Origin of the sequence: Alkalimarinus alittae (assembly GCF_026016465.1) — a bacterium.
Classification (GTDB): domain Bacteria; phylum Pseudomonadota; class Gammaproteobacteria; order Pseudomonadales; family Oleiphilaceae; genus Alkalimarinus; species Alkalimarinus alittae.
This window is the reverse complement of sequence record NZ_CP100390.1, coordinates 3,726,626-3,746,364: the sequence shown is the minus strand read 5'-3', so window position 1 is coordinate 3,746,364 and position 19,739 is coordinate 3,726,626. Positions and strand designations below refer to the sequence as shown.

Annotated in this window: 16 protein-coding genes; 7 read left to right on the top strand and 9 right to left on the bottom strand. The window is 44.3% G+C overall.

Translation table 11 applies throughout. The features are described 5' to 3' along the window. Positions 1 to 249: 249 nt before the first annotated feature. The 4 genes from NKI27_RS16880 (at position 250) to phoU (ending at position 5,990) form a co-directional block, all read left to right on the top strand. Positions 250 to 2,538 (top strand): ABC transporter permease subunit, encoded by a 2,289-nt coding sequence (locus NKI27_RS16880; RefSeq protein ID WP_265047198.1) that lies wholly within the window; start codon positions 250 to 252, stop codon positions 2,536 to 2,538. A 55-nt stretch (positions 2,539 to 2,593) separates the two neighbouring features. Beyond that, positions 2,594 to 4,264, top strand: a complete 1,671-nt coding sequence (gene pstA / locus NKI27_RS16875) for a phosphate ABC transporter permease PstA (RefSeq protein WP_265047197.1) — start codon at positions 2,594 to 2,596, stop codon at positions 4,262 to 4,264. A 141-nt stretch (positions 4,265 to 4,405) separates the two neighbouring features. Continuing rightward, positions 4,406 to 5,206 carry a phosphate ABC transporter ATP-binding protein PstB gene (gene pstB / locus NKI27_RS16870; protein ID WP_265049548.1) on the top strand — a complete coding sequence of 267 codons (801 nt, stop codon included), beginning with the start codon at positions 4,406 to 4,408 and terminating at the stop codon, positions 5,204 to 5,206. 55 nt (positions 5,207 to 5,261) lie between these two features. After that, a complete protein-coding gene (gene phoU / locus NKI27_RS16865; protein ID WP_265047196.1) occupies positions 5,262 to 5,990 on the top strand; it encodes a phosphate signaling complex protein PhoU in 729 nt (242 codons plus the stop codon). Between the two features lie 70 nt (positions 5,991 to 6,060). On the opposite strand, the gene NKI27_RS16860 is transcribed toward phoU, so the two are convergent. Next, complete coding sequence (locus tag NKI27_RS16860) at positions 6,061 to 7,227, bottom strand: alginate export family protein (RefSeq protein ID WP_265047195.1); 1,167 nt, start codon at positions 7,225 to 7,227, stop codon at positions 6,061 to 6,063. A gap of 154 nt (positions 7,228 to 7,381) precedes the next feature. Here NKI27_RS16860 and NKI27_RS16855 point away from each other — a divergent pair, with 154 nt between their 5' ends. After that, a complete protein-coding gene (locus tag NKI27_RS16855; protein ID WP_265047194.1) occupies positions 7,382 to 8,332 on the top strand; it encodes a DUF2059 domain-containing protein in 951 nt (316 codons plus the stop codon). A gap of 28 nt (positions 8,333 to 8,360) precedes the next feature. Continuing rightward, positions 8,361 to 8,723: a histidine triad nucleotide-binding protein gene (locus tag NKI27_RS16850; protein WP_265047193.1), complete on the top strand. Its 363-nt coding sequence runs from the start codon at positions 8,361 to 8,363 to the stop codon at positions 8,721 to 8,723. Positions 8,724 to 8,734: 11 nt separating this feature from the next. On the opposite strand, the gene NKI27_RS16845 is transcribed toward NKI27_RS16850, so the two are convergent. From NKI27_RS16845 to mnmH, 8 genes are all read right to left on the bottom strand, one after another. Next, entirely contained in the window at positions 8,735 to 10,006 is a 1,272-nt protein-coding gene (locus NKI27_RS16845; RefSeq protein WP_265047192.1) for an FAD-dependent monooxygenase, read from the bottom strand. A 124-nt stretch (positions 10,007 to 10,130) separates the two neighbouring features. Further along, positions 10,131 to 10,658 (bottom strand): aminoacyl-tRNA deacylase, encoded by a 528-nt coding sequence (locus NKI27_RS16840; protein WP_265047191.1) that lies wholly within the window; start codon positions 10,656 to 10,658, stop codon positions 10,131 to 10,133. 400 nt (positions 10,659 to 11,058) lie between these two features. Next, entirely contained in the window at positions 11,059 to 11,895 is an 837-nt protein-coding gene (locus NKI27_RS16835; protein ID WP_265047190.1) for a mechanosensitive ion channel family protein, read from the bottom strand. Between the two features lie 105 nt (positions 11,896 to 12,000). After that, positions 12,001 to 14,280, bottom strand: a complete 2,280-nt coding sequence (gene selD / locus NKI27_RS16830) for a selenide, water dikinase SelD (protein ID WP_265047189.1) — start codon at positions 14,278 to 14,280, stop codon at positions 12,001 to 12,003. Between the two features lie 49 nt (positions 14,281 to 14,329). Further along, positions 14,330 to 15,859 (bottom strand): PhnE/PtxC family ABC transporter permease, encoded by a 1,530-nt coding sequence (locus tag NKI27_RS16825; RefSeq protein ID WP_265047188.1) that lies wholly within the window; start codon positions 15,857 to 15,859, stop codon positions 14,330 to 14,332. Positions 15,860 to 15,878: 19 nt separating this feature from the next. Beyond that, a complete protein-coding gene (locus NKI27_RS16820) occupies positions 15,879 to 16,577 on the bottom strand; it encodes an ATP-binding cassette domain-containing protein (protein ID WP_265047187.1) in 699 nt (232 codons plus the stop codon). 110 nt (positions 16,578 to 16,687) lie between these two features. Continuing rightward, positions 16,688 to 17,572 (bottom strand): putative selenate ABC transporter substrate-binding protein, encoded by an 885-nt coding sequence (locus NKI27_RS16815; RefSeq protein ID WP_265047186.1) that lies wholly within the window; start codon positions 17,570 to 17,572, stop codon positions 16,688 to 16,690. Between the two features lie 61 nt (positions 17,573 to 17,633). Then, a complete protein-coding gene (mnmH, locus tag NKI27_RS16810) occupies positions 17,634 to 18,728 on the bottom strand; it encodes a tRNA 2-selenouridine(34) synthase MnmH (protein WP_265047185.1) in 1,095 nt (364 codons plus the stop codon). Positions 18,729 to 18,919: 191 nt separating this feature from the next. On the opposite strand from mnmH, the gene NKI27_RS16805 reads away from it, so the two are divergent. Then, a complete protein-coding gene (locus NKI27_RS16805; protein WP_265047184.1) occupies positions 18,920 to 19,579 on the top strand; it encodes a 50S ribosomal protein L11 methyltransferase in 660 nt (219 codons plus the stop codon). The last annotated feature ends 160 nt before the right edge of the window (positions 19,580 to 19,739 follow it).

Here is a 19,739-nt window from a genome sequence, read left to right as displayed (position 1 = left end):
ATGTGTAGTCTGCATTGGTGTGAATACCGACCTACAGGGGAAAATAATACGCCCTAATGTAAGTCGGGATTCATCCCGACACCCAGGTTAAGCAGACGCTCCACACGTATAAACTTAGCCACATATGGTTACCTCTCCTTTTCTCCTGTATTACTACTCGAAATATGACCCCTTTGTAATACAACTGTCACATTAAATTATTATTCTTCTCTCATTATATTTAGATCATGCTTTCGGACTGTATTCATAATGAATGATCAAGTTGTTAAAAAGACCCCTAATGTAGACTTTAATACGCCCCAGTTGCTTCGTTACCGTAAGCTTCGCGCGTTTAAAGACAAGCTCGCTCAGGTTTCAATTGGTATGGGCGGCGTGAGTGTTATCGTCGCGATCACGCTGATCTTCTTCTATTTACTTTATGAAGTGATGCCGTTGTTTCAACCTGCTCATATGAGTCAAGTTGCCCAGTATGAAATGCCGGTCAGCGATAACGGCGTGAAAGCGAATACCGTTTATCTGGCAATGGAAGAGCAAGCCGAAAAAGCAATTCGGGTAACCGATACGGGCGATGTTATATTTTTTAATGTACAAGATGGTAGCGCCAAGACCACTCTGATGTTACCTGTACCGGATGGGGTGAAAGTGACGAGCTTTTCAGAAGCCGCGACAGGTAGTCACCTAGTGATTGCGGGGTTATCTGATGGCACCGCGCTTGTATTTAAACACCGTTATAAAATGACCTTCCCCAATGATGTTCGCGTCATTACGCCTGTTATCGAGTATCCCTACGGTGCCGAGCCTATTGCATTAGACGATAACGGCCGCGCCATAAAAAATGTCGTGTTAAGGGATTCAGAGTCCGCCATGTTGGTGGTGGGGCTAAATGCAGATAACGCGTTATTTTCAAGTTACTTTAGTAAAGAAGAAGATTTCTTGAGTGGTGAAGTGACACTTGAGGCCTCCAGAGTTGCGATGCCAAACCTTAATGGTGATATTGTTGATATGCAGGTAGGACCCGATCTTCGATGGCTTTACTTGGCGACCTCTAAAGGTAAGCTTGACGTGTATGATCTGGTTGACCATGACAGCCCACTGTTAAATAGCCGGGTTGACCTGACGGACGGCAAGCATCAAATAACCTCACTAGAGCTATTATTAGGTGGGATTTCTGTTTTAGCCGCAGACTCCAGCGGTAAAGTATCTCAATGGTTTATGGTGAGGGATGATAGTAATGAGTACTCACTAAAGAAGGTACGACGCTTTGAGCACAGTGATGCGGCGGTGAGTGGCATTGCGCCAGAGCATCGGCGTAAAGGCTTTATTGTGAGTAATGACGAAGGGTATGTTTCGGTTTTTAACGCCACTGCGCATCGGAAGTTACTGGATGAAAAAGTCAGTGATGGGAAAATAAACCATATTTCTATTGCCCCTCGCGCAAACTTCCTAATGTTTGAGGATGCCAACGCGCAGCTAGTGCTATGGCATGTTGAGAATGAGCATCCAGAAGTCTCTTGGCAAGCGTTATGGGAAGAGGTCTGGTACGAGGGTTATCAAGAACCTGATTATATCTGGCAGTCATCTGCGGCTAATAACGATTTTGAACCTAAATATAGTTTAATGCCTCTGGCGTTTGGAACATTAAAAGCCGCTTTCTATGCGATGCTGATCGCGACGCCACTGGCTATTTGTGGTGCACTTTATACCGCTTATTTTATGGCCCCTCGCTTGCGTCGTAAGGTTAAACCCGCGATTGAGCTGATGGAGGCGCTACCGACTGTTATTTTGGGCTTCTTGGCAGGGTTGTTCTTTGCACCTTTTATGGAAGTTCATTTACCCGGTATCTTCAGCTGGTTGCTCATCACTCCTTTATCGATTGTGCTTTTTGGATATGTTTGGGCCAACCTACCTGAGTCTATTCGGCATAAGATTCCTGAGGGCTGGGACCCGCTCTTACTGGTGCCTTGGATTGCACTAGTGAGTTGGTTCTGTTTCGAAATGAGCCCTGTTCTGGAATTGTGGTTTTTTGATGGCGATATGCGTAATTGGTTGACCAACGATCTAGGTATCAACTTTGATCAACGTAATGCCATGGTCGTGGGGGCTGCGATGGGGTTTGCTGTTATCCCGACGATCTTCTCGATCACAGAAGATGCTATTTTTAGCGTACCTAAACATTTGAGTTACGGTTCACTGGCGCTTGGGGCAACCCCTTGGCAGACTATGATTCGAGTCGTACTTCCAACGGCGAGCCCGGGTATCTTCTCAGCCGTAATGATTGGTATGGGGCGGGCAGTGGGTGAAACCATGATTGTGTTAATGGCGACCGGTAATACGCCGATTATGGATGTGAATATCTTTGAAGGGATGAGAACCCTGTCAGCCAATATCGCAGTTGAAATGCCTGAGTCGGAAGTCGGCGGGTCTCACTATCGTATTTTATTCTTAGCGGCGTTTGTTCTGTTCTTATTTACCTTTGTTGTGAATACATTGGCTGAGTATGTAAGGCAACGGCTTCGCAATAAGTACAGCGTGATTTAATCATTTCACCGCATAGATATTACGTCAACAGATGTTAATGAAGAGAAAATATAGCATGCGAGTTTCATTAAAAGATTGGACAACTAAAGGTAGCCCATGGGTTTGGCTGAATGCCGGTGCAGTCGCTATCAGCTTAATTATGGTCGTGGGGTTACTCGGGCTTATCGCTGTTAAAGGGTTGGTTCATTTTTGGCCACACGCGGTACTAGAAGCTGAACATTTAGCGGCTGATGGCACACGCTCTATCATCATTGGGGAAATTGTAGAAACTGAAGAGGTGACTGCTGAGCAGCTCAGAACGGCGGGCGTTCGTGTACCCGAAGGTGTCGATTTTCTAAGTCGAGATTTACTGAAAATTGGTAATCGCGATATTAGTGGGTTTGATTTTCGCTGGGTACTGGATAGAGACTTAAGTAATAAGCATTACCCTGAAGATGTGATGGTCATGGAGCGGTATGAGTGGGGTAACTTTTATGGCTATTTGCTGTCTGTTAAAGAGAACGGTCAAGCCGTTGAGCTCGCTGAAAAAGGCGATTTGTGGGCTGAGTTGCAAGGCCGTATTGAGAGAGCCGAAGGTATTCGTGAGAAGATAGACCATATTGAAAAAGGTGAGATTGGGAGTATCAATAAAGGCCTTGAAAGAATTCGTCTGAAAGAGCGGTCGCTCGCGTTAAAGGGGCAGGCAACCGACGCTAAATTAGCCGATCTTCACGTTGAACGAGCTGAATACGATGCTCGATATGAAGGCCTTCAAACAGAACTTACGACACTCTATGGGTTGATTAACCGAGACAGTTTAGAGGCCACCACAATGGATGGTTCTGTTGTTGAAATATCTTTAGCAAAAGTGGTTAAAGCCTTTCGCCCCAACCAAATGAACTTATTTGAAAAAGTGGTTTTTTATGTCAAACAAATAGGTGCGTTTATTACAGAAGATCCAAGAGAGGCCAATACTGAAGGTGGTATTTTCCCCGCTATTTTTGGCACCGTGATGATGGTTATCTTAATGTCGATATTGGTAACACCCTTAGGTGTTATTACGGCCGTTTATCTTAGAGAGTATGCGCGACAAGGCCCTTTAACGCGGGTTATTCGTATCGCGGTTAATAACCTGGCCGGTGTGCCATCGATTGTTTATGGTGTATTTGGTCTAGGGTTCTTTATTTACTTTATTGGTTCGGGGGTGGATCAGGCGATGTTTCCAGAGGCGCTTCCTTCGCCAACCTTTGGTACGCCTGGATTGCTATGGGCATCCATAACGCTGGCCTTATTAACCTTGCCGGTGGTGATTGTGGCCACTGAAGAAGGGTTGTCTCGAATACCAAGGTCTATTCGTGAAGGTAGTCTCGCATTAGGTGCAACCAAAGCAGAAACGTTATGGCGGGTGGTTATTCCTATGGCGAGCCCGGCTATGATGACAGGGGTTATCTTGGCGATTGCCCGAGCCGCTGGTGAAGTTGCACCGCTAATGTTAGTGGGCGTGGTTAAACTGGCACCCTCATTACCACTAGATGGCAACTATCCTTACCTTCACCTAGACCAAAAGTTTATGCACCTAGGGTTTCATATTTATGATGTTGGCTTTCAAAGCCCCAACGTTGAAGCGGCAAGACCATTGGTATATGCCACATCGTTATTGCTGGTGGTGGTGATTGCACTACTCAATTTATCGGCGGTCTCTATACGTAACCGTCTGCGTGAAAAATACAAAGCGCTAGAAATGTAAATATTGATAACTGTTGAGCGTCCTCGAGGTGTTCAACGTTAACACACAGATTAAGTTTAGAAGAGTACATGACCCATGACTGAAGTAGTAAAGCAGAACCTTGATGCGGTTGCTGATGAATCTCGCAGCCACGCCATAGACATGAGTTCGTTAGGTCGAATCTCCGATACATTAAAGCTAGAGAATGAAAAAACCAGTCTAGAAGTAAAAGACCTTAAGCTGCATTACGGCGAAAAAGAAGCGCTTCATGGCATCAATTTAGTGATTCCACAAAAAAGAGTCACTGCGTTTATCGGCCCATCCGGTTGTGGCAAATCAACGCTGTTACGATGCTTTAACCGTATGAATGACTTGGTCGACGGTTGTCGAATTGATGGCCAGATTCTGCTTGAAAATCAGAATATATATCAACGCGGAGTGGATGTCGCCGATTTGCGTCGAAGGGTGGGGATGGTGTTTCAGAAACCAAATCCATTCCCTAAAAGTATCTATGAAAACGTGGCATATGGCCTTCGTATCCAAGGTATTAATAAAAAACGTGTACTAGATGAGACCGTTGAGTGGGCACTTAAATCGGCTGCGTTGTGGGATGAAGTAAAAGATCGGTTAGATGACAGTGCTTTAGGTTTGTCGGGCGGCCAGCAACAGCGACTGGTGATTGCACGCACGGTAGCGGTAAAGCCTGAGGTATTATTGTTAGATGAACCGGCGTCCGCACTTGATCCGCTATCAACGCTTAAGATTGAAGAGCTGATTCACGAACTAAAGGATGAATACACCATTGTGATCGTCACTCATAATATGCAGCAGGCTGCACGTGTCTCAGATTACACGGCGTTTATGTATATGGGCGATATGATTGAGTTTGGCAATACTAATGAATTGTTTACTAACCCCGCTAAAAAGCAAACAGAAGATTATATTACTGGTCGATATGGCTAGTACGGTTTACATAAACTATTTAGCGATTGGTGCAGTATAAACAGAAGGTGAAGGCATGGGCGTTACAACAAAAGACAGTCATAAGCAGCATATCTCTCAGCAGTTTAATGCAGAATTAAGCGAATTAAAGAACCATCTTCTGGTGATGGGGGGGGTCGTTGAGAAGCAAGTGTCAGAAGCGGTGGAGTCATTGGTAAAGGGTGATGGCGGTCTTGCTGATGCGGTTCTTCAACGTGATGAAGACGTCAATCGTCTAGAATTGATGATTGATGAAGAGTGCACGCAGGTTATTGCCAAGCGACAACCGACTGCTAGCGACCTTCGTTTGGTTATGTCTGTCGCTAAAATAGTCAGCGACCTTGAGCGAATGGGAGACGAAGCGAGTAAGGTCGCCAAAATGGCGCTAGTGCTGTCTGAAGAAGGGGAGGCGCCTCGTGGCTATGTTGAAGTACGGCATATTGGTGAAAATGTTAGTCGTATGGTGCGAGATGCGCTTGATGCATTTGCACGTTTTGATACCGAAAAAGCGATAGCGGTCATTAAAGAGGACGAGTCAGTAGATAATGAGTATCGAACAGCGACCCGGTCGTTAGTGACGTTTATGATGGAAGACCCTAGAAGTATTTCGCAAATACTCAGTGTGATGTGGGTACTCCGTGCATTAGAACGAATTGGTGATCATGCCTGTAATATTGCTGAGCATGTTATTTATATGGTGAAAGGGAAAGATGTCCGCCATATATCGGTAGAGCTGGCTGAAAAAGCCATTAAGGGTAAAAGGTAACGCTTAATCAATGGTTGGATTTAGGCGAAGGCAAGGAAGACATGCCTTCGCCTAACAGCAAGTGGAAGCCTTAGAACTTCGCACTCAGCTGCAACCATACCTTAGTGGTATCGGTAGGTGTTCCAGTATCGCCTTGGCTGTATGCCGCACCTTTAAGCAATACATTATAGCGGTCAGCGAAGTCTTGGCTGATCGCCAAATCGATTTCATCTCCGTAATCTGTGCTACCTTCGTTTGCATCAAACTTGTGGTACGTTAATGCGATAGAAGGGCCAGCCAGTTTGGTTGATACAGTAAGGTATAGGTCTTCTAAGCCGTCATCAGGAGTGGCTAAGAACTTATCAGCCCAACCGTTGAATTTGTGCTTTGTTGCTAATGGAGTGGAAAAACCGTAAGTGCCGTCATCTGAGGCGAGTACTTCATAACCTACTTTTGCGGTTATACCTTCTATATCGGCGCCAAATTCCGCAATATAGTAGTCTGCTTCTTTTGAGGCTGCGTTATCTGTTTCTTGTGTTGCATACTCTAAGGTATAGAGTAGTGAAAGCGAATCTAGATCGGTTTTGCCAGCAAAGCGTGCCCCATAGGTATCACTGATATCTTCAAGTAAATAAGCGTAGGCACTGAATGAGCCAAATGGCAGACTTTTATTGTGGATATTTAATACCTGATGATTTTCTCCATTAATATTGTCACCCAAAATATTATTTACATTCGTAATATTCGTTAATATGACGGTGGTATCTGGAATCGCAGTATTGACCAAGGTGAATGCATCATAAGTCTGCTCATTCTGTCTCCATGCAACGCCACCGACAAAACGTTGGTTGTCGAGGTTTATGCGCTGGCGACCGAAGCGTACTAACGTATCTATAGGTGCTGCGTAATCAACATAGGCTTGGTTTACTTCTGTGTATTTTGGGTCTGCAACTGTAGGTTTACCTGCGTCACCAAAAGAGTAGCCAGAAAGTACTTCAGTATTGTTGTCGAATTCAATAAATGCAGTGGCATTCTGATACTGTTGTGTCTTGTAGTTAAGGCGTGTTTTTAGTGTTGACGAATTAGTGTCTTTGTTAAAACCATCCTGATCAACAAACTCATAACGGTATCTAAAGCTAAGTGATGCCTCTCCACCCGTCATAGCCTCTTCAAATGTAGTGGCCTGTTCTGCTGCAAACGCAGTTGATGTGCTTGCTATGGCAATGGCCAATGCTGATAATGTAAGTTTTTGCTTCATATGTGTACTCCCAATGGAATAGAAAATTTCTTAGCTTGGCTGGTTTTTTTATTATCAAAATAGCCAATTAATTAATGATTTAGGCGTACGGTAATAGGAAACTGAAAGATAATCCTTGATGAGTATCAATATCTATTAATAGGTAGTTTTTTTTGTGGTTGATTCAGAACTAAGAATTCTTGACGATTTAAGGTTGTCAGGTGATAGTGGTGTTCAAGTGAAAAAACAGTCAAACTTAGGTATGCAAAATATATCAATAATGAAAAACGGTGGTTCGGCCATGATGCATCATATAAAAATCTTTATTTTTATGATCTTTACAGCACAGTCTTTTTTCCTGCATGCAGAGAGTAATGAAGGCCTTGCTAATAAAATTATAAATCGCTCGGGTTTATCAGAAATGATCAATCAGTTTCCTGCGCTGCTAAAAGAGGGTGTTAAGCAGGGCGCTCAGCAGTCAGGTGCAAACAACCAAAAGATGGTGATGCAAATTAGCCAGATTATTGATCACGCGTTTGGGGTTAATGAGTCTATCGCCGTCATCCGTAAAGATTTAAGTGAGCAGTTGACTGAACAAGAGCTGCAAACTGTGCTTGAATGGCTAGATTCTCCGCTCGGAAAAAAAATTACCGAAATGGAAGTGGGGGCGATGTCTTCTGAGTCATTTCAAGATATGCAATTACAAATTATGGACTTGCAGAAAAAGTACCGTGGAAGTGAACGAGAAAAGCTGTTTGAGCGGTTTAATAAGTCAACAAACGCAACAGAGGCCTCTTTAGAAACCGCGATAGCGGTTCAGTTAACCCTTGCAAGTGCGATGTCTGCCTCATCTACTAGTCCTCAGATGCCCTCTTATGAATACTTAAAAAAGAGCATAGAAGATAACCGGTTTATGATGAGAGGTGTGATTGGCCAGCAAGTATATTCAAACTACCTCTATACTTACCAAGCACTGACAGATCAAGAGCTTAAGGCGTATGTAGACTTTACGGGTTCTCCTGCAGGGAATCGTTATAGTTTGGTGGTGAATGAGTCGATTAAAAATGTGCTGCTAAAGCCCTCAGAAGTCATCGGTACTAAAATGGCACGGGATATTTCAGGATAATCGTATTATTTTTAAAGGAGAAGCGAGTGTGAGCGATACTATTTTTACTAAAATTATCAACCGAGAAATTCCTGCAGATATCGTCTATGAAGATGAGATGTGTCTTGCCTTTAAAGATGTTAATCCGCAAGCGCCTGTGCACTTATTAATAATACCCAAACAGCCTATCGCGACAATTAACGATATTAAAGCGTCAGATAGAGAGGTAGTGGGTCATTTGTTTTTGACTGCGAGTAATATCGCGAAAGATATGGGCTTTGATGAAGAAGGCTATCGGGTTGTTATGAACTGTAATGAGGCTGCTGGGCAGACCGTGTTTCATATTCATCTTCATCTGCTGGCAGGTAAGCCGTTAGGCTGGCCACCCTATACAGACACACTAAAGGTCTAAGCGTGTTTAACCTAAGCTGGTCTAGCCAGCTTAGGCAAATTCCCCTCAAGCCCCATTGCGTATTTTATAACCTTTTTCTTGCCAAACGGCAGTTTGTCGGCTAACCCTAGTCCTATATTTCTGAGCAATTTTAATGGTGGGTGGTTATTGCTGAATAAGTGGTAAAACAGATCCATTATTTCCATCATTTTTTGGTTTTCAATTTTTCTAAGGCGTTCATATTGGCGCAGGTTTTCAGTTAGCCCGATATCTTTACCCTGGGTATGTGCTGTAGTGATCACTTCTACTAGGGTTGCCGCATCCTGAAACCCTAAGTTAACCCCTTGCCCTGCCAGCGGGTTGATGGTGTGAGCGGCGTCACCTGCTAGTGCAACTCGGTGACTTATATAGTCTTGGGCGTGGCGCTTCACTAATGTAAAGCTGCCTTTTTTTAGCAGTTTGATCAGTGGTGGAAGTTGTGGCGGAAAGTTTTTGGTTACTTCTTCCATAAATGATGGGCTGTCTAGCGCCATAAGCTGCCGAATCTTGTCGGGTTGGTCATACCAAACCAGTGAACCATAGTGTTTTTTATTTACGTCCATTAATGGCAGAAATGCTAGCGGACCAGTACTCGTAAAGGCTTGCCACGTGATATCTTGCTGCTCGCCTTGATACTCTACTGTTGCCACCAGTGCTTGCTGTTCGTATTGGTTGCTATTCATACCAATAGAGGCCCAGTCTCGCACTTTAGACAGCGCGCCATCAGCGCCAATTATTAGTTTAGCCGTTAGCTCAGACAGGTTGTCTTGTAGGCTGTTCTGGGTGTAAGAAACGGTGGGAAGCGGACTGTCAAAATCGATAGATTGAATATTGCTTGGGCATAATATATCGATATTGCTGTATTGTTTCATCGCCTGATGAAGGCCTAACTGTGTGATGTTATTTTCAACGATATGCCCCAAATAAGGGTATCCGATATCGGTGCTATCAAATAGCGTTTGGTTAATCGGTGAGCCGGCAAGAGACATTGGAATAGCTAGTTTTTCTGTGACGCCCATACGCTGATAAGGGCATGTTCTCATTGCACTGATATGCGACCAAGCGCCAATGTTGCGTAGTATTTGTTCGCTTGCATAACTAAGCGCCGACACCCTGATGTCTGGGGTTTGGTTAGCATCAAAGGCGGGTGGTGGCGTGCGGTCGAGTATCGCGATGCGTAGCCCAGTAGGGCCTAAACCGCAGGCAATAGCGGCACCCACCATTCCTGCACCCACTATGGCGATATCATAAGCATTTTGAGTCATCTGAAAAATGTTATCCGGTAGAGATGATTTAGAGCGACTACTATATGAGGTCTGACCTTATCATTCAATATGTGCTGATAATAAGGTCAGTAAAGAGCGATATTTTCGCGGGTTTACTCAGCCATTAGTAGGAGGAGGCTGCAACGGGCCTTTTCTTACATAACCAATCGGGTTTTGGCGTGTCTGGATTAACAAAACCTTCGGAAAGCATAATAGGTTCAACCAATGCTTGGAAGCGTTCAAACTTCATTTTAATGATTTCACTATGTGAACCCGCACTAAATGCAATTTCTTCATTTTTGGCGAGCTCATCATAAAGGTAAACATCCATATCAAAAAGGTTGCCGAAGGGGGGCATAGCACCGACTTCGCAGCCAGGAAAACGATCTTGAAACTCATCTTCATCGGCTAGTTCAATAAAATCAGTATCCATTGATTTAATAAAGCGATCCCAGCGGATTCGGCATGATGCGGGTAAAACGATCATGGCCATGTTGCCATCAATGGTCACGATAACCGTCTTGGCAAGCTGATTACCTTTGATGTGCGCGCGTTTTGCTATTTCTTGTGCGGTATAGGCGGGAGAGTGATTAACGGATACATAATGCACCTTCTCTTGATCGAGGTAGCTTTTTAACTGTTCTACAGGCATATGCTGTGACTCCAACTGTAACGAAAGCCAAGTCACCATAAGGGTGAGCGCTTTCAATGATCAAATGGGCACTCCATGTCTGGCGCAGTTGCGCCTTTTTGTGTCGTGTAATGACGTCCTGTTAATCTCAGCTTAGACCAGTGGTTGAAAAATAGGCAATGAAAAATCTTGTAGAATGGTTAAAGAAGTAATAAATGAGTGGGCGTTCTCTTATGAAGGTTGATGCTTATCTCATCTGATCATTTTTTCATACTTATAAGAAAAGCTGTGCTAGATGCCGTTCTGTTATTCTAGTGGGGGCTGCAATACTTTTTAACGAGTAGGGTGGTTTTATTATGGAGGGAAGAGAAGAGCGTGGCTGCAAAGAAAATGCTTTACAGCCACTGGTAGCAAACGGGTATTAAGCTACCTGATGCATGTGTACATCTTGCTGTGGGAACGGTATAGAAATACCTTCAGCATCAAACGCTTCTTTAACGGCTTCATGAGTGTCAAAGTAAACGCCCCAATAGTCTGCGGTGTTAACCCACAAACGAACGGTAAAGTTCACTGAGCTATCTGCAAGCTCTGACAATACAATTGTTGGCGCAGGGTCTTTAAGCACGCGACTATCGCTATCAGCAATACGCTGTAGTACTTCTTTAGTTTTCTTGATGTCATCACCGTAGCCAATACCGAATACAAAGTCGACACGACGAGTCGGCTCAATATTTACGTTAATTAGGCTGTCATTAGATAAAATACCATTTGGAATGATGACTCGGCGGTTATCACCTGTGGTCAAAATAGTATTGAAAATTTGGATTTCTCTCACCGTCCCCATGTGACCACCACCTTGAATGAAGTCGCCTACTTTGAAGGGCTTAAATATAAGGATGAGAACACCACCTGCAAAGTTAGATAGGCTGCCTTGCAAAGCAAGACCAATGGCTAAGCCTGCAGCACCTAAAACAGCAATAAATGAAGTGGTTGCAATACCCACCATCGAAGCAACCGAAATAAGAAGAAGGCCTTTTAAACCGACAGATACTAAGCTGCCAATAAACTTGTGTAGCGTAGGGTCAACGGTGTTTTCCATTTTGCCTTGCGTTACACTCACGACTTTATTAATGATCCATAGACCAATAAAGAGGGTTGCAAGCGCCAGTAATAATTTAGGTGCGTAAGTTAAGCATAATGTCCATAATGTCTGAATTATTTCATTTGCCTGGTCTGAACTTCCTAATAGGTCATCCATTCAATCATCTCCATTCTGGTTACTGTTACTGTTGTTTGTTATATCAATACTAGATCAAAAATCTGAAACTGTTACTAATAAATTCACTGAGTAAACACGCGCTAATTACATTAGGGTGATTTGCTTGCTCCCTGTACTCGCTTGAGTGATTTCACCAATAACAGCAGCATGAAGATAGCCACTAGAAACCAGTTCGTCAATACATTGGTCGGCCGCTTTTGCTGAAATACCTGCGATAAGACCGCCTGCCGTTTGAGGGTCAAATAAAACCGCTAAATCGGGCAAATCAGTAAATTGATCTAGGTTGCTAATCACATGGCGTATTTTTTCATTTTGAGGTTGTAGTGTGCTCACTATGCCGGCTTTAAAGCAGTCAGAAGCACCTTCGAGCAGTGGCAACTCATTGATCGAGAGTGTCGCATTTACCTCAGAAGCTCTTAACATTTCTACTAAGTGGCCGACTAAACCAAAACCCGTGACATCAGTGCAGGCTTTAGCGCCGTATTTTATTAGACACTCAGCTGCTGACTGGTTTAGCTGAATCATTGATTGGGTGGCTTGTGTTATCCACCGGCCATGAGCTTCGCCTCGCATATCTGCAGCAAATAGGGCGCCGGTGCCAAGCGGTTTAGTTAAGATAATTTTATCGCCAATTTGTAGACCTGATTTTCGTAAGATCGCGCTAGGGTCTGCTAACCCATTGACGACAAATCCAAGAGAGAGTTCAGCGCCCTCAGCGGTATGGCCGCCTACTAACGTCATGCCACATTGATTAAATACCTTGGTTGCACCCTCCATTACATGCAAAAGCTGTTGCTCTACTTTTGACTCTTTTGCAAAGGGTAGCGTGACGATTGCTTGAGCTGAGTGAGGTTTTGCGCCCATTGCAAATACATCGCCCAGTGCATGGTTAGCAGCGATTTGACCAAACAGGTAGTCGTCGTCGATCATGCTTCTAAATGCATCTACAGATTGTATAAGGTATTTGCCTGCCGGTACGGTTAATGCCGCCGCATCGTCAGGAGCATCAAGCCCAAGTTGCACATCATTATTTAGCGGTGTCGTAAGCTGATTAATGACACGTTGTAAAATAGGTTGGCCGACCTTGGCACCACAGCCGCCGCACCTCATTGGTGTGCTTTCGACCGCTGCTGAGGTTGTTTCAATATCCGAATGGCTAGGCTTATTTTGTGGCATGCGGAAGTCGTTTAATTGCGTCATGAAGGCTTGATCAATATAGTTCTTCCAACGCCATACCCATTCGCCCGATACTGACCAGCCACCTCTTGAAGCAACCGCATATTTATCGCCCGTACTGACCAAGCTCAGAAATTTTCGCTGAGGTTTATAGGGTTTTAGCGCTTTGTTTTGCAGCGATAGTAAAATGTTTTCTACTAAGGGTGGGCCTTGCCTGACTGCAAATACTCCAGCTTTTGGGCGGGGGTGATTGACCATATCTGCAATATCACCGGTGGCAAATATATTTGGGTGAGAGAGGGTTTGTAGTGCGTCATTGACGGTAATAAACCCTTGGCTGCTGCAAGAAAGGCCTGCTTTTGAAGGCCATGCAGCGGGCTTTGCGGCAGTTGTCCAGATGACTTCGTCAAGTTCAAGTGTGTGACCCTCAGCTGACTGCAGCTGCTTAGCGTCTGAGCTGGTATTGTTTTCCAAACGCTGAAGTTTGGTCACTCTAAAGTTATTGTGAACAAGGACGCCTCGTTTGTTTAATAGCGCGCTATATTGATTTCGGACTTTTCGGTTATGGCTGGCGAGTATTTGCTCAGCCCCCGAGATAATATGGTATTCAATGTCAGGTAATGAGGTTTTGGTTAGCTCAGGTAAGTTGTTGAGGTGTTGCTGCATGGCTAGCAGTACTTCTACTGCACTGGCCCCGCCGCCGACGGTTCCAATACGGACTTTGTCTTTCTTGGTTGAGTCTATTAGGCGTTGTTGTAGTGTTCGCCAATACTCTAAAAACACAGGAACAGGTTTTACGCCTTGGGCTAGCGAGGTTGCACCTGTAACAGAGGCTATATCTGGCGTTGAGCCTATATCAATAGATAATATATCGTAGCTGAATGAAGGGTGATTTTTACAGTTAATCGTCTGGGTTTCAGTATCTAGCCCTATAACCGTATCTTCAATAAAACGAACACCGCAGGCTCTACATAAACGGCCTAAATCGATATGAGTTTCGTCATAACTATAGTGCCCTGCAATTAACCCAGGTAGCATGCCTGAGTAAGGTGTTTGTACCTCGCTTGAGATAAGCGTTAGTCGGACACCGGGCAGCGACTTCATGGCCAGCATTTTTAACGCGATTGCGTGGGTATGGCCTCCGCCTATAAAAACAACATCGCGAGAAATAGGAGGGTGGGTCTTCATGCGAGCTGCTCCATTAGAGGTGTTCCATAATACTGACAATCTGTTGATGCTAACGTGTTAGTGATTCAATATTGGGCGTAGTTGATAAACGAAGCTTGCGCCTAATTGTACGGGATACAGAGTCTACCAAAATATTAAGCAGTGCTGTGATCAATATTAAAAACAGCGCGCGGTCAAAGCGAAGTTCTTCAAACGCAGAATCAATAAAGAACCCAAGGGTGTGGATGCCCAAAATACCGAGAATAGCGCTCTCCCTCAAAATCACTTCCCAACGATAGAATAGAAAAGCGAGGAAGGGTTTGTAAAGTCGTGGTGTGACTTCGTACGCATATAAATCACCCCCTTTTGGACTATCCACACGTAGGTTGATGATTTCGGTATATCGACCTATCAAGTGGGCTATGATCGCGCCATTATGCCAACTCAACGCAAAGATCGCAGGGATCATTGAGGGGCCGGTAATGAGTAAAATAATAAACGCTAATATTAGCTCGGGTATTGATCGTAAAATAACTAAAAAAAGATGTCCTGCGGTTCTTTTGTTGCGGGTAAAAAACAGCGGTGATATGAGAGGGTAAAGTAGTAATGCGGTAATACCACTGCCGACGAGCGCAATTTGAGTCAGAATAAGTGTGTTCCAGCTACCGATAAGCGCTTGCTGATTAAACAGGGTAATAGACCAGTCTAGCGTTTGTTGCCAGCTTTCGAGATTGAGCAACCCGCCTTGCCGTAATGGTGAAGGTAAGATGTCATGACCAAAAAAACGTAGCACTAAATCAAAATTGATGGTGGTTTGAAAGGGTAGCCAAGCAACAGACATGATCAGTAGTGGGATAATAAATCGTCTTTTGGCCCAAAAACGCATCAGCGCGATAACGGCAATAAACAGATATAGCACGCCCGCTGCTTCAGAGTAATAGCCCTGTTTAAAGTATGATTCAAGATGAAATCCTAGCGTTGGTAGGCCGACAAAACCGAGCACCGAGCTACTACGAATACCGCACTCAAGACGGTATTGAGTGTAATGAATTAGCTGCGGAAGAGCGACCATCAAACGGGCGTAAAGGTGCGAGGACCAGCGCCCAGTGAGAGGGGGGAGTAAGTTATAGGCGGTTTGGTCACTTTCTTCTAGGGTTTCGGCATAGACTTTAGCAAATATGCCCGTATAGGGAATGATAATGGCCAGTAAGCCCGTTAGGGTGCTTAAACCAAAGACTTGTAAAAATAATAGCGCCCAGAATAACTCGTGAATAGAACGAATAAAGGCGGCAATAATCCTTATCAGTCGCCATTCAAAAAGGTGGGCCATGAGCATACCTAATAGGGCGGCCACAGTAACGCCTAGCAGGGCAAAGGCGAGGGTACTCGCTAAACTGGATAGCAGCTCAGGAAAAGATAATACTGACGGCGCCAGCATCCCTAAACCGATGCGCCCGATCTCTTGCCAAGGCTCTGCGGTCTCAATACTTAGGTCGGCTAAAAATAAGCAGACTATCGCAATCATCAGCAAACCTAACGAGAGCTTTTGAACGCCTGTCGACTGGAAACGAGCATTTGAATAGGTATTAGGTGATTGCACGGGGGGCACGTTATTCGTCTCAGTCTTGGTAGAGGGATCTTAGCTGAGAGGCTGAGAGGTCTTGTGTGGCGCAATCGAGTTCTATTTTTCCGTTGCGAATACCAATGATTCTGCTACAAAAACGTAATGCTAGGTCGGCATTGTGTAGCGTTAGGATTGTGGTGTTATGGTGACTCATAATGAGTGCTAATATGTGCTCGGATTGAACCTCGTCGACAGAAGAAATAGGTTCATCACCAATAAAAATGTCTTTGTTTTGAAACAGTGTTCTTGCGAGTGCAACGCGTTGTTGTTGCCCTCCTGATAGTCTTTCCGCAGGGTTAAACAAGTGCGCTTGTAACCCGAGCGTTTCAGCTAAAGGCTGTATCTTTGTGATTTGTGATTTTATTGGACGGAGCAAGTTAACCAGATTATAGGCGAAATGGTGTTGGTCTAACTGGCCCATGTATATGTTATGAAAAACAGACAGAGAAGGGACTAATCCATACTCTTGGCTGCAGTAGGCTATTTTTTCGGGGTGTTGTTGATACAGGGTGTGAATGAGCGTTGATTTTCCCGCGCCACTCTTACCCACAACAGCAACCTTTTCGCCTTCTTCGATCTTGAGATCGAGTGCTTCTAATACTGTTTTTTGACCCCAACCGATAGATTGAGACTTAAGCATAAACAGAGGTTGGCTGGCAGGGGTTATCGCTGCCGATGTGTTTGTTATCGGCATCGTGTTAACCACCTGTGAAGAAGCACTATGAGATCTCGTCACTTAATTGATAATACCCGTTAATCGATAATACCCGTTAATCGATAATACCCGTTAATCGATAATACCCGTTAATCGATAATACCAATGCTTTTAGCCGTATCGAGTATGGGCTGATAGTCATTGTTGGATGCCGGCACAAAGCTTTGACGAGGAAATGCCGCTAACACGTCTGGGTCTTTAATATTAAGTAATGCTTGCTGAACACGTTGGCTGAATCCTTCACCCCATTTTGCGTCAACATCGCCACGAATGGTCCATTGGTAATCGGGGTAGTTAGGTGTTTCCCATATAATGGATACTTTAGAGGTGTCTATTTTTCCGTCTGCTAGGCCTTTTTCCCATACTTTATAGTTGACGGCACCTAATTGGTAAGCGCCAGATTGAACCAGTGCAATAGTACGAGAGTGGTCGCCACTGAAGCCAACACTTTTAAAGAGTTTATCAGGGGACTGCTTGAAGTGTTCACGAATATAAAATTCAGGCATTAAGCGACCAGACGTAGACCCTTTAGAGCCAAAGGTGAAGGTCATATTTGCCAGTTGCTCAGGTAATGATGCTTGGCGTTGTAGCTGAGTGCTGTGATTGGCAATGATATAAGATTTAAAAAACTGATCTTCAAACCCTTGCGCAATAGCGGTTGAGTTAGGCACTAGGCGTCTTGCCTGAACGCCTGATAAACCACCAAACCATGCAAGTTGAACTTGGTCATTTCTAAATGCAGTAACAGCAGAGGTATAAGATTTAACCGGAACGTATTTCACGTCTATCTTGAGTTCTTTTTCAAGGTAAGTGGCGACTTTACCGAAGCGTTCCTGAAGTTGAGTTTCGTCTTGATCAGGAATTGCGGTAAATATAAACGATTGAGCGTTTGACGCTGACGCCATGCTTGCGGTCATGAGAAAAATGGCAACGACTTTAACTAAACGTAATGATGACAATTTATGGGGGATCATGGTTCTGGGCTCTTTCCTTGTTAGTGTCAGTTTATAAAAAGTGTCTGTTGGTGCTGCTTTATTAGTCTTGGCCAATCCATTCTAGAATACTGCTTTGGTCACCCTTAAAAATAATGCGCTCAGCCTTCTTGCTTAGCTGAAAGTCATACATGGGGTCGTAATATTTTGAAAGCAGTATTTGAATCCATTCTTTGTGCGCGTCTAGCGACTTATCGAGTTGCTGTGCTTTGAGAGCTGCCTGCATGAGTGCATGTAGGTGTTGAGTTTGCTCTCCACCCAGTCGTTTTTGGATGCGTGAAACACTGTTTAGGAGGTATTCCGAAAACAGTTTGAAGCCTTCTTCAATACCTGCCTGTTGCTGATAGGCGTTAGTCATATCGATCACATAGTCTTGCAGTACTATGTTTATGCGCTCTTCTAGCGGTGCTTCGAGCACAACAATATCGCTAATAGTGGAGGTATCTCTAAACTCTTGAGGGACAGCGTTCCGGCCAATTAGGCGACTTTCGTCTTCAATATATATGGGCCCGCTACGGAGGTGTCTCGCTTTTAGCAACTCAATGGATAGCCCGTTTTCGAAGTCAATTTGGCTAGGTTGAGGTGTTAGCTGTCTGCCAAAGCTGGAGCCGCGATGATTAGCGAGTCCTTCAAGGTCAACAAAATTAGGGGTGCGCTTTAATAACCGCGTTTTACCTGTGCCTGTTCGACCGCTAATGACGCGATAGTTCTGGGTTTTTGCTGAAATCGCCAGTTCATCGATCAAGAAACGGCGCATAGCCTTGTAGCCACCAGTTACTAGTGGGTATTCGACACAGGCTTCCTTAATCCACTGTTGAGTCGTTCGAGAACGAAGCCCGCCGCGAAAACAGTAGAGGTAGCCTTCGGGGTGTTTTTGGGTAAATGCTATCCATTGCTCAATGCGCTGGGCTTTAATATCACCACAGACCAGTTCATTCCCTAGCTCAATAGCGCTATCTTGCCCTTTTTGTTTATAGCGAATACCGACTAAGTGTCGTTCTTCATCGTTCATTAGCGGCTTATTGACAGTATGAGGAAATGCCCCTTTTTGATATTCAATAGGGGCTCTAACATCCATCATGGGGATATCGTTTAGAAATAGGTCTAAATAATTGTCTGTGTTCGGCCGAGTTGTCATAACTATAAACTGTATTTGAGGTTAGAAATAAGATCGAGCATCATTATTTTAAAACCCCCGATTTTAAAGGAAAAACATAAAGGGGAAGTATAAAGAAAATGAAGGTGATAACCTAGAAGGCTATTCGAATTAAGGCGATTCAGTTTAAAATAACTGATTGCCCAGGCTCACAAAGACGCTTTGCTATCCATATGACCAAAGATAAACTGATTAAAAACATTCAAAAAACTTTATCGAAAGGGGATGTAGCCATCACTCAGCCTGCCGGTTGTAAGGCGCTGTCTCTTTATTTATTTAACCCCGAGGTACTAGAAGGTCCATTAAGTCATGATGAAGCTCAGGCGGTTGTGGCAGAGCCTGCTTATTGGTCTTTTTGTTGGGCGAGCGGGCAAGCGCTGGCCAGTTATATTTTGCAACACCCTGAACTGGTAGCAGGTAAAAATGTACTCGATTTTGGTGCAGGTTCTGCCATCGTCGCTATTGCGGCAGCTAAGGCGGGTGCTAACAAGGCCATTGCTTGTGATATTGACCCCGACGCGCTTGATGCCGCCAACGCTAATGCATCCCTTAATAATGTTGAAGTCGTAGTTTCAGAAGATTTGGAGCAGTGTCTGGGTGATATTGATGTCATCGTTGCGGCTGATGTGCTGTATGACCCTGAGAATATGCCGTTTTTGAAACGGTTTAAACAGGCGGCTTCACTGATTATTTTAGCGGACTCAAGGGTTAAAAATTTGGGCGATGAGGCGTATGAGTTGCAGCAAGTTATTACTTGTAGAACTTGGCCTGACCTAAACGAATTTGAAGAGTTTAATCAGGTTAGAATTTATCATGCGGCAGGTGAACGGTAAGTGTATACGGCGGACAAAATAAAAAGGCCCATCATTTTGATGAGCCCTTATGTCGGAACAGGTCTATTTAATCTTCCATGATATGGCTGACGCCATCATTATTATTAGGATTGTTATATATTTATACCGAGTGACAATACATCCAATGATTCATCACGTA